Raw genomic sequence first — 10,526 nt, forward strand, 5'->3', positions numbered from 1 at the left:
CTTCAAAGTTGAAATGCCCTGAGGCCGCCTCCTTCGCCTGCGCCACTTTTATTTTCCGGCATAGAGAATCAGGGCAATCATTTCCAGGTCGTCCGGGCCGTTATTGAGCAGGGCGTGTTCCTCGCCGTGGCGGCAGATGGTCACATCACCGGCCCTGACCGTGGTTTCGCAGCCGTTGTCGTCATAGAGCCCTTCGCCCTTGAGGATGAAAAAAACCTCAAAGTCGCCGTTGTGGCGGTGCTTGCCCACGGCGTCGCCGGGCCGGAGCAGGACGTGGTTGTACAGCCGTCCTTTGTCCTCGAATTCCGTTTCGTTCAGGAGTTTGGTGAAATGGGCCATACCCGGCCCGCCGAACATGGTTTTGTCACACGTTTCACGTTCCTGGGCGCGGCGGATCATTGCGGCCTCCTTTGACGGTTGCGGGTGGGGGGCAGCCCCCGGAGCACGTTGACATCCTGGATGCCGAAAGGCTTCAGGCGGTCTGCGGCACGTCCTTCTCCTCGGTTTCTTTTTCAGCTTGCACGCTTGTTCCGGCGGCATTTTCCCCGGCTGGCGCGGCGGCCGGACGGCGGCGCGGCCGTCGAGTGGGCCGTCCCGCCCGGACGCGGGCCGGGGCCTGCGGGGCCCTGACACGCGGCGGCATGTCCTTGATATGCACGTCCAGCTGCGGGAAGGCCACCTCAATGCGGTGCTGGCGGAACTGTTTTTCGATTTCCAGGCGCATGTCCGATGAAGTGGACACGCCCACGTCATAATCCTTGACCCAGAAGCGCAGCACGAAATCCAGGGTGCTGGCCCCGAAATCATTGAAGGTGACCGTGGGCGTGGGGTATTTGAGCACGTTTTCGTGGCCGTTGGCTATGGCCAGCAAGAGCTTCATGACCAGAGCCGTATCCGAGCCGTAGGCCACGCCCACGGTGATTTCGCGCCGTACGGTGCGGCTGTTGCGCGTCCAGTTGATCAGGCGGCTGGCCACGAATTCGGAGTTGGGCACGTAGATGAGGGCATTGTCGAATGTTTCCACCATGGTGGCGCGTACGCTGATTTTGCGCACCCGGCCCGTGGTGCCCCCCACTTCCACCACATCCCCGGCCTGGAGCGTGCGGCTGAAGATCAGGATCAGACCGGAGAGGAAGTTGTTCACGATGGTCTGCATGCCGAAGCCGATACCCACGGAAAGGCCGCCGGCCACCATGGCCAGATTGCTCAGCTCCATGCCCAGAGCCCGCAGCACGAACAGGCCGAAGATGGCCCATACCGCGTAGGTGAAGGCTGTCTGCATGGGCGGAATCAGGGTGGCGTCGATCTGCAGGCCCTGTTTCGGCAGCTTCGCCAGAAAACGCGAGCCCATGGCGACGGCCGTGCGCGTGAGATAGAATACGCTGATGATCAGCAGAATCTGGACGATGTTGAACTGGGTGGCCCCCACGTTCACGCCCTTGAGCACGTATTCGCTCAGCAGATACATGCCGCCGGGCAGGGTGCCCACCCAGAGCAGCACGCCCACCACAGCCACCACCAGCACCACGGGCGCGGCCAGGGCCACCAGCAGGCGGGCCAGGGCGGCGCGCGCGCCTTCCTTGGGCAGATGCTCGTTGACGTTGCTGATCAGGGCCATGCCGCCCAGGCTGAGTTCCAGGGCCAGGGAGCAGGAGACAAAGAGCAGGTAGAGCGCCATGCTGTAGATATGCAGGCCGGAAATAGCCAGCAGCAGGCAGAGCCAGAGCACAATGGAATCGCCGTCCAGCACGCTGGTTTCCAGTTGCAGTGAGCCGTAGTCCCCCTTGGTCCAGCGCCGCCGCCAGGCCAGGGAGGCGATGACCAGGCCCATCCAGATCACCAGCACCAGCGGTTTGGTCAGCGGCAGGTAGAGCAGGGCGTAGGCGCAGAGGGTCAGGGGCATCAGCCGTCTGAAGGGCGCGGGCTGCTGCTCCACATCCGGGTATTTCAGCAGGCGCAGATCCCAGGCCAGAAAGACCTGGCCCAGGATGATGGACAGATTGCCCAGGGCCAGAAAGAGACGGAAAAACTCTCCCGAGGCCGAAAGGGAGCTGCCCAGCAGGGAGAGGCCCAGGCAGAGCCAGGGCAGGCTGACACGGAAAATGTGGCGGCTGGCGGGATTGGCGCTGCGGCTGATCCAGCGTTTGTAGAGCAGCAGGCTGAGCACGCCGGTGAACAGCAGGCAGATGACGAAGCGCAGCACCGCCGTGCCCCATTGGGCGGGCGTGACCGGCATTTCCACGGGCAGGCGCAGCATCATTCCCTGGTAGGAATTGAGCATCTGCTGGCCGAAATCGGCCCAGGCCTGGGGGCTGAGATAGGGCACCGGGCTTTGCAGATAATAATCTTTCCAGAGCGACGGCAGCTGGGCGCTGATGTTCTCCTGGGTTTTTTCCAGGCGCTTGAGCAGGGCCAGGGAAGGGGCCAGGGCCGAATCATACTGGGCCAGCACGGCGGCAAGGCGCAGCCGGGCCTGGCCGATGTCCTGAATGTAGCTCTGCATTTCCGCGCTCAGCCGCCCGTCGTGCATATCCTCGGGCAGGCTGTCGGCCATGTAGTTGACGCGCTCCAGCAGGCCCTGTGCCTCGGAGCGGGCCAGCATGACCGGCTCCAGCACTTCATTCAGCTGGTTGACCGTGACCGTGATGCGGCGGCTCACGGCTTCCATGGGATTGGGCCAGTTTTTGAAGGTATTGGTCAGCACCAGAAGGCGGCGGGCTTCCTCTTCAAAGGGCTGGACCCTTCCCGTCAGATTGGCGGCCTGATCGGCGAAACTGTCGCTGAGCTTGGCGGCGGTTTCCTTGATTTCATTGAGCATGCCGCGCTGGCCGGCCCAAACCATTTCCCAGGGGTCGTGCTCCGGGAGCGCGGGCTTTTCCTCGGCTTTGGCGTCCTCGGCTTTCTGGTCCGGCGCGGCGTCGTCGGCTTTCCCCTTGTCCGCGTCCTCGGCTTTGGCGGCCTTGTCCTTTTTTTCGGCCTGGGGCGCGGCTTTTTTTTCGGCTTTGGCGGCCTTGGGGGCCGTGGCCTGGGACGCGGCCCCCAGGGCCGGGCCCACGGCCGGGTTAGGCAGGCCGGGCAGAGCAGGCAGGGCCAGCAGACAGAACGAAACTATGAGCGAAAAACAATAATGGCGCATGGTATATCCTTATGGTCCGCGCTTCGTGCGCTTGTCTATCTCTACGCCAAGAGGGGCGGCTTGAAAAGAGCGCCCCCGGCCGGCGGGAGGGGGGCGCGGAGCTGCGCGGAAGGATGATTGTCTTTACAAATCGGGCCCCTGACGGCATAGTCGCCGCATGACCGACATCCCTCCTGCCGCGCCCCGCGTCCCTGTGGAGCGCGGCCTGCCCGTGGCTCTGCTGTCCTGCCCGGACTACGCCGCGCCGCGTCTTCGGCAGGCCGTGTTCCAGGTTCTGGAGAGCGCCGGGCCGCGCGTGGGCGCGGGCCTGCGCGTGCTGGTCAAGCCTAATCTGCTCACCGCCCGGTCTCTGGCCTGCGCCGCTCCCGAAGTGACGGCCGCTGCCTGCGCCTGGCTGCTGGAGCGGGGGGCCAGGGTGGAGGTGGCCGATTCGCCGGGTTTCGGCCGTGCCGAGGACGTGGCCCGCAAGATCGGCCTGGAAGCGGCCCTGCGGCCCCTGAAGCTCCAGGTGCGCGCCCTGGACCGGCCCGTGCCCGTGCGCCTGCCCCTGCCCGAAGCTCCTGGGAGGCGCGGCGCGCGCTTCATGGTGGCCCGGCGGGCCCTGGAGTGCGACCTGATCCTCTCCGTGCCCAGGGTCAAGGCCCACAGCCAGATGCTGCTCACCCTGGCGGTAAAAAACTGTTTCGGCTGCGTCAGCGGCCTGCGCAAGGCCTTTGTCCATGCCCGCGAGGGGCGCGACCCCGGCTGTTTCGCGGACTGCCTGGCCGCGCTCTGGGCGGCCCTGCCGCCGGTGGCCGCACTGGCCGACGGCGTGCGGGCCATGCACGTCACCGGCCCCAGCCGGGGGCGGCCTTTCGCCCTGGGGCTCATCGGCGCGAGCCCGTCCGCCGTGGCCCTGGACGAAGCCCTCTGCGCCGTGCTGGGCCTGGCGCCCGCCCAGACGCCTCTGGGCGCGGCTCTGGAGCGGCGTAAGGCCGAGGGCTGCGCCACAGCCGGTTGGCGCGCGGAATACCCGTTGCTGCGGCCCTGTGATTTCGACGCGCGCGGCTTTGAACTGCCGCGTGAACTGGCCCATACCTCGTTTCACCCGGCACGCTTTGTGAAAAGCTGCGTGCGCCGCCTTTGGGCTGCGTGCAAACCCTGAAGGAGACCGCCATGCCCGCCATTCTGCCCGGCCGGACCGACATCTACGCCCTGACCGATTCGCGCCTTTCCCTGGGCCGCCCCCTGGCCGTGGTGGCCGGAGCCCTGCTGGAGTCCGGGGTGCGCATTCTGCAATACCGGGAAAAAAAGCTCAAAGCCGGCAAGATGCTTGAGGAATGCCGCCTGCTGCGCCGCCTGACCGAAAGGGCCGGGGCCTGCTTCATCGTCAACGACCACATCGACATTGCCATGCTGGTGGGGGCCGACGGCGTGCACATCGGCCAGGAAGACCTGCCCGTGCCCGAGGTGCGCCGCCTGGTGGGGCCGGACATGCTCATCGGCCTGTCCACCCACACGCCGGAGCAGGCCGTGGCCGCCGTGAACGCGGGCGCGGACTACATCGGGGTGGGGCCCATCTTCGCCACCCAGACCAAGGAAGATGTGGTGGACCCGGTGGGCTTCGATTATCTGGAGTGGGTGGCGCGCAACATTGAGCTGCCTTTTGTGGCTATCGGCGGCATCAAGGAGCACAATATCGCGGAGGTGGCCCGCCACGGCGCGCGCTGTTGCGCCCTGGTCTCGGAACTGGTGGGCGCGCAGGACATCCACGCCAAGGTGGAGGCGGTGCGCCGGGCCATGAAGCAAGGGCTCGGCCCGGACGGCACACCGGCGGCCCGCTAGGGCCTGTTGACACTATGCCTTTTTGCCCGCTCGCTACGTCAGATTTCACCTGCTTTTTCGGTCGAGCACCAAAAGAGTACACTCCCTCAAAACAGGCTTATCTTCCTTGCGGGCGAACAAAAATTCTATAGTGTCAACAGGCTCTAGCCGACGCTTTTCAACGCGCGGCGCATAATTTCCGCCAGCAGGTCTTCAGTCGTGCATTCCGTCGCCGGTCTGCTTGTGACGGCGGCGGAAGCGGGGCTGACGCCGGTCTCATCCGTGGTCCACGCCATTCTGCCGCCCAGTCCCGTGCGTACCCATTCAGGATTGATCCGTTTTTTCTCGAAAAGCGTTATGAGCCAATCGGACGGCACGGCCTTGCGCCGCTCGGCGTCGGAAACGGCCGATAGCCGGATACCCAGGGCAACAGCCAGTTCCGCCCGCGTCCTGCACGCGGCGGCCTCAAAAACGCGGCGGTATTGCGAGGCAAAATCTCTTTGTGGCGGGAAGCCATATGGGGCGGGCGTTTCAGACATGGCGCTCTCCGGCGTAGCTGGTTGGCGATTGCCGAAAGCAATTGCCGGGAGCTGATAACTGCCCTAGGACAGCGGGTTTATTCCCCCACGAGGAGGTGTTGTATTCACCGCACTCCCGACAGCGTACGCGGAAAGACGGTTGCACTTGCAGCGCAAGCGCAACCCCGCGTGTGTCGGCGGCGGGTCCGCCTAGGGAAAGGTGTTATCAGCACCTGTGGAGAATATGCCCGAAGGCCTGGGATAAAGCAAGGCGGGGCGGGCAGGGGCAATCCGTTCCCCGCCCGCAGCCAGAGTGATAATGAGGGCAGAGCCTAGTTTTAGTGGGCTTGTCGTATGGATGAGGTATTCCGGGCCCTGCGGGCACAGTGGCTTTACGCCTCCCGGCGTTTGGGCCGCCTGTCATTGCTGTTTTGATCCGTAACACGGCTTCGTCGTGAACGGCTCAAGCAAGCCGCTGGCGCGGCAACGGCTTGCGCGCAACCCCTTTCCTCCGCGTGAGCTGCGAGGGCAGCGCGGCTTTTGCTGCGGGAGCTTCCTTTGCTACGCTCAGGCGGTCTCCCTCCGCGCCGCGCAATTGCCATTGGCGGCTGGGCTTGGAGTCAAAACGTTTTTCGCTCCCGGAAATTGACGTGCGGCGATTTCGGGGCGCAGCGAGCCCCGCGAGCAAGACCCGTGGGACGCCGCGCCAACGCGTTGCGGCGCACAGCAGGGGCAGGGGGTTGCAGGGGGCCTGGGGACAGCCGTCCCCGGCCCCCTGCCGTGCGCCGCGCAGGCGGCCCAAACGCCGGGAGGCGTAAAGCCACTGTGCCCGCAGGGCCCGGAATACCTTATCCGGCGGAATGACCCTGGGCCTGTGGGCGCGTTGCGTCAGCCGTTGCCGCGCAAAAAGCCCCGGCTTCCGTCTGGAGGCCGGGGCATCGTCGTTCCCGTTGCAGGGTGCCGATTTATTGCAGGGCCTGGCCCACCGCCTGGTGGTAGCCCCGCATGCGCTGTTTTTCCCGTCGCGAGCGTTGCAGGCTTGCACGGATGACCTCCTGCGCCTTGGCGGCGAGATCGGCCAGATGCTCCTGAAGCCGGGTAAGTTCGATGAGGCGGTTCCTGTACTGGTCGGTGCTGCCGGATTCCAGCAGGTGCCATGCCATACTGGTGACCTCGTTGCGCCGCTCCGCCAGTTCCACTGCCCTGTCATAGGCTCCGTCCTCCAACGCCAGCTTTTCCTGGCGGGCAAGATCCAAAGCCTGGTCCAGCAGGCATAGTCCCTGACTCATGGGCACTCCTTTTTCCCGCCCCTGGCGGCCGGGCATGTACAGCCCCGGCCCGTTCCGGGCGGTTTGTCTTGTAAATCAGCGGCTATTGCGCGACGCGTTTGACCATCTGCTCATGCAGGTGCCCGCTGACTTCCTGCCATTCGCCGCACAGGGGCAGGAATTCGTATTCCAGCAGGTCGGCCAGCAGAATCCAGTCTTCGTTTTCCAGCACGTCGCTCATTTCGGAAAGCAGCTCGGCCAGCTTTTCGGCCTTGCGGGTGAATTCCTCATCAGCGCCGCCGAGATAGCGCTCGCGCAGCACGCCGAGCATGCCCATGAAGTCGCGGGTCACGTCCAGCAGATCCTGGAACAGCTCCAGGGCGTCGGTGTCCGAGGCTTCGCGGAACAGGCGGGCCACATTGCGCGCGCCGCTGCCCATCATCCGGGCCACCTTGCCCATTTCAGCCGACATGTCCACGGCCAGTTCGGCGGCGGGCACAGAGCGCACCTCCACCGAGGTGATGGTGTCGCAGGACACATCCTCGGCCTGGTGGGGGTAGATTTCCGAAAAACTTTCATTATTCACGAAAACATCGGTGACCACCCGGTCATCCATTTTTTCGTCGTCCATCAGGGTAGTCAGCACTTCTTCCAGGTTGGCGAAGTTGGAAATTTCCTTATCGCTTTTGCAACCGTCAACAATAATCATACAGCCCTCCTTGCTCCCCACGGGGAATTATTTGCCGATACGTTGCGTGCCTTTAGTATTGCAAGGCATGTGCCAAATCAGGAATTACAATGAATTACGGTTCAAATCGCCATGTTCGCGGCCCAGCGCCGCAAATGCCCGGCCAGCAGGCCCACAAAGCGCAGCAGCTCGTCCATGCGGCCGCCGCGCGCCTGCCGCAGCTCGCGCCAGAAATAGCCCAGGGAGGCCAGGGGCGGGCAGGCGTCCAGAAGATTCTGCAAGCGCTCGCAATTCAGCAGAAAAAGTTGGCCTGCCCTGGGGGATTTGCCCGTCAGACGCCCCTGCTCGGCCAGCATGTCCAGCAGGCGCGCGGCCTGGTCCAGTACCGGGGCCACCCGCGCGGCAAAGGCCGGGGAGCAGGGCGGGGCGTCCGGCGTCCGGGCTTCCGCCCGCGCCGTCCGGCCGTGCGCGCCGTCCGCGGTGCTTTCCAGGTCGTCAAGAATATGACGCCAGAATAGGCGCTGGCGGTTGAGCCAGAGGCTGCGGTCCTCGCGCTCATGCCCGGAAAGGCTGCGCACGCGGGCGAAGCCGAGCTCATCGGTTTCCGTCAGCCAGACGCGGGCTTCGCGGCAAAGTTCCGGGCTCAGGCCCGCCTGCCAGTCCCCGCTTTCCAGGCGCGCCAGAATCAGATCGCCCGCGCGGCGCGGGCTGATGCGCGCCAGGCAGGCCTGGTCGTGCGGACAGGCCTGATTGTACGGGCAGGGGTGGCAGGCCAGGGCCGGTTCCAGGCAGCAGCAGCCGGGCAGATAGGGGCCGGTGTCCCAGGGCTGGGCCGTGGCCAGAAAAAAGGCCAGACAGGGCAGGCCCAGACCGGCGGCCAAGTGCATGGTGCCGGTGTCGTTGGTGGCCAGCAGGCGCGTTCTGGTCAGCAGGGCCGCCAGTTGGGGGATATTTGTCCGTCCCACGGCATTGACGAAGGGAGCGCGGGCGCGGGCCGCGTACTCCTGGGCCAGCGGGCTCTCGGCGGGCGCGCCCAGCAATACCGGGCAGAGGCCCGCCTCGTGCCAGAGCCGGTCGCCCAGAGCCGCGAAATACGCTGTGGGCCATTGCCGCCGGGCCTCGCTGGCGCCCAGCTGCAGGGCGACAAATCCCTGAACACGGCCGCCCTCGGGCGGATTTTCAGGCTCGGCCAGCAGGGCGTCGACGTGCGCCAGGGCCTCCGCCGGGGGCGTTTGCAGGCTGAAAAGCCCCGGGCGCGCGGCAATGCCGGGGGCGCACAGGGGCGCGCCCACCATGCGGAACATGTCCACCAGATTGAAGGGCGCGTTCAGGCGGCGCAGAGTGGCCCCGCTCAGAAACGAGGACCAGATGCCCCGGTTGACGCCGAAACCTTCGGCGTCCAGGCCGAAGCCCAGCACGGCCTCCGGCGAGGGGGCCAGCAGTTTTGCCAGCAGGCGGCCCGGCAGGCTGGGCGTCAGATTGACGACCCGGCTCGGCCGGGCCTCCTCGCGGATGCGCCGGGCCAGATCCAGCAGGGCCGCCGCCGCCGTCTGCCAGTGGCGGTCCAGCGCGGCCATGAGCTTTGCGCCGGGCAGGGGCCAGGCCGCGTCCACATGGCGCAGCAGAGGCAGGGCGGCGGCGAAATTGTCCAGGCAGACCAGGCCCACGCGGTGGCCGCTGTCGTGCAGGTCCTGAATCAGGGGCTGGCTTTGCAGCAGGTCTCCGAAACGGGTCAGGTTGAGAAGCAGAACGTCAGCGCTCATGCCGTGCCGCCCCCGCGCCTCAGGCCAGGGCGGTGCGCCCGCCGCCGTCCAGCATGTTCAGGGCCAGGGTCTTTTCCTGTCGGAAACGGTTATGCACCGCCGCCTGCACCTCGCTGGTGGATGAGCCGAACTGCCCGGCGCGCAGCTTGTAGACGTTGCTGATGAGCTTGCGTTCATATGCCGGGTCCGTGGGCTTGCCGCTGAGGTCGTCGGCCCGGTCGAAAATGCGGGCCGCGCCCGCCGGGCCGTGCTGCACGGCGGTGCTCCAGATCACTTCCCGCATGGCCGGTGAGAGTTTGCCGGCTTCCAGGCCGGTGCGTTCCGCAATGGCCTCCACGGCGGGCTTGTAGTGGCTCTCGCGGATGAAGCCTTCCTGCAGGGCCTCAAAACGTTCCGGCTGTTCCTTGGCGATGCTCCGCCAGGCGTCGGGCATGCCGCCTCGGCGGCTGCCCGTGTTGGCCGGTCCCGCTTTGCGCAGGCGCTGGGAAATGTCCGGCGCCTCGCCGTCCAGGAATTCCAGAAAATTCTTCATGCTGCCCACACGCGAGGCGATCTGGTATTTGCCGTAGGACGTGCCGCCGTTGCGGTCATAGCCGATGGCCGCGATGCCGTCGCCGCCGGATTCGAAGCGGGCGGAAAGCCGGCCCAGGCCGTCGCTCTCTTCTGTCCGGGCCGTGGCGCGCCGGGCGCGTCCCGCGCCGGACCGGGTATGGATGAAATCGCCCATGCTCAGCCCGTTCAGGCGGCCTTCAAACGTGTTGGTCATGCTGCGCAGATGCCGGGCCATGCCCATGTTGCGGGCCAGATCCAGGGGCGAATCCCCGCCGGAAACGCTTTGCATCAGCCCTTCCATGGCCTGGGTCTGGCGCAGATCGGCCTGGGCCTTGGTAAAGGTCTGAGCGCGCACGAGATCGCTGGGCGAGCGTCCGGCCAGGACGGGATTGCGCAATTGCAGAGTGCTGCCCGTTTCCTGCGGCCGGGCGGCCGCAAGGGCGCTTTTGTCCGCGCCCTTTTTTTCCTGGCCGGCCATCAGGGCGGCAAAGGGCGAGACGCCGCCGCCCGCCGGGGTGGTCGGGGCGGCCGGGGCGCGGCGCTGGGGCGCGGCGGAAGCCGGATTTTGCTGCTGCTCGGCCGGGGGCCGGATCAACCATGCGGACTGTGACATGCTCTTCCTCCTGCGGCGGCGAATGAAGACGGGCTTCGGGCCTGCCGCGCGAAAAGAACGAAGCAAGTACAGTGCCAATGCCCGGCAAGCGACGCGGCACGGGCCTCGCGCGGCGAAGGGCCGCGCGGCCGGGACGGCGCGCGACAAATTGCCGACAGGGCGGAAGGAAGAAAAAAAGCCCCGCC

Annotated in this window: 10 protein-coding genes; 3 read left to right on the forward strand and 7 right to left on the reverse strand. The window is 66.1% G+C overall.

Features of this window, described 5'->3' with window-relative positions; translation table 11 throughout:
- Positions 1–48: 48 nt before the first annotated feature.
- Both KH208_RS04575 and KH208_RS04580 read right to left on the reverse strand, forming a co-directional pair.
- A complete protein-coding gene (locus KH208_RS04575; protein WP_291434229.1) occupies positions 49–399 on the reverse strand; it encodes a cupin domain-containing protein in 351 nt (116 codons plus the stop codon).
- Between the two features lie 73 nt (positions 400–472).
- Positions 473–3,136, reverse strand: coding sequence for a mechanosensitive ion channel domain-containing protein (locus KH208_RS04580; protein ID WP_291434230.1), 2,664 nt, complete (start codon positions 3,134–3,136; stop codon positions 473–475).
- A 157-nt stretch (positions 3,137–3,293) separates the two neighbouring features.
- Between KH208_RS04580 and KH208_RS04585 the strand changes: the two genes are divergently transcribed.
- The gene (locus KH208_RS04585) at positions 3,294–4,280 is read left to right on the forward strand and encodes a DUF362 domain-containing protein (protein ID WP_291434232.1); all 987 of its coding nucleotides are present in this window, start codon (positions 3,294–3,296) and stop codon (positions 4,278–4,280) included.
- An 11-nt stretch (positions 4,281–4,291) separates the two neighbouring features.
- Positions 4,292–4,960 carry a thiamine phosphate synthase gene (thiE, locus tag KH208_RS04590; RefSeq protein ID WP_291434234.1) on the forward strand — a complete coding sequence of 223 codons (669 nt, stop codon included), beginning with the start codon at positions 4,292–4,294 and terminating at the stop codon, positions 4,958–4,960.
- A 143-nt stretch (positions 4,961–5,103) separates the two neighbouring features.
- Here thiE and KH208_RS04595 read toward each other — a convergent pair whose 3' ends face one another.
- The 5 genes from KH208_RS04595 to KH208_RS04615 all read right to left on the reverse strand — a co-directional run bounded on the left by KH208_RS04595 (position 5,104) and on the right by KH208_RS04615 (position 10,341).
- Positions 5,104–5,478, reverse strand: a complete 375-nt coding sequence (locus KH208_RS04595; RefSeq protein ID WP_291434236.1) for a helix-turn-helix domain-containing protein — start codon at positions 5,476–5,478, stop codon at positions 5,104–5,106.
- 944 nt (positions 5,479–6,422) lie between these two features.
- The gene (locus KH208_RS04600) at positions 6,423–6,746 is read right to left on the reverse strand and encodes a hypothetical protein (protein ID WP_291434237.1); all 324 of its coding nucleotides are present in this window, start codon (positions 6,744–6,746) and stop codon (positions 6,423–6,425) included.
- A gap of 82 nt (positions 6,747–6,828) precedes the next feature.
- The gene (locus KH208_RS04605) at positions 6,829–7,434 is read right to left on the reverse strand and encodes a hypothetical protein (protein ID WP_291434239.1); all 606 of its coding nucleotides are present in this window, start codon (positions 7,432–7,434) and stop codon (positions 6,829–6,831) included.
- Between the two features lie 101 nt (positions 7,435–7,535).
- Entirely contained in the window at positions 7,536–9,176 is a 1,641-nt protein-coding gene (locus KH208_RS04610) for a glycosyltransferase family 9 protein (protein ID WP_291434241.1), read from the reverse strand.
- A 19-nt stretch (positions 9,177–9,195) separates the two neighbouring features.
- Positions 9,196–10,341, reverse strand: a complete 1,146-nt coding sequence (locus KH208_RS04615) for a hypothetical protein (RefSeq protein ID WP_291434243.1) — start codon at positions 10,339–10,341, stop codon at positions 9,196–9,198.
- Between KH208_RS04615 and KH208_RS04620 the strand changes: the two genes are divergently transcribed.
- A partial coding sequence (locus KH208_RS04620; protein ID WP_291434245.1) for a hypothetical protein occupies positions 10,340–10,526 on the forward strand: 187 nt, incomplete at its 3' end. The genes KH208_RS04615 and KH208_RS04620 overlap by 2 nt on opposite strands.

The sequence above is a fragment of the Desulfovibrio sp. genome (genome assembly GCF_018379785.1).
Lineage (GTDB): Bacteria > Desulfobacterota > Desulfovibrionia > Desulfovibrionales > Desulfovibrionaceae > Desulfovibrio.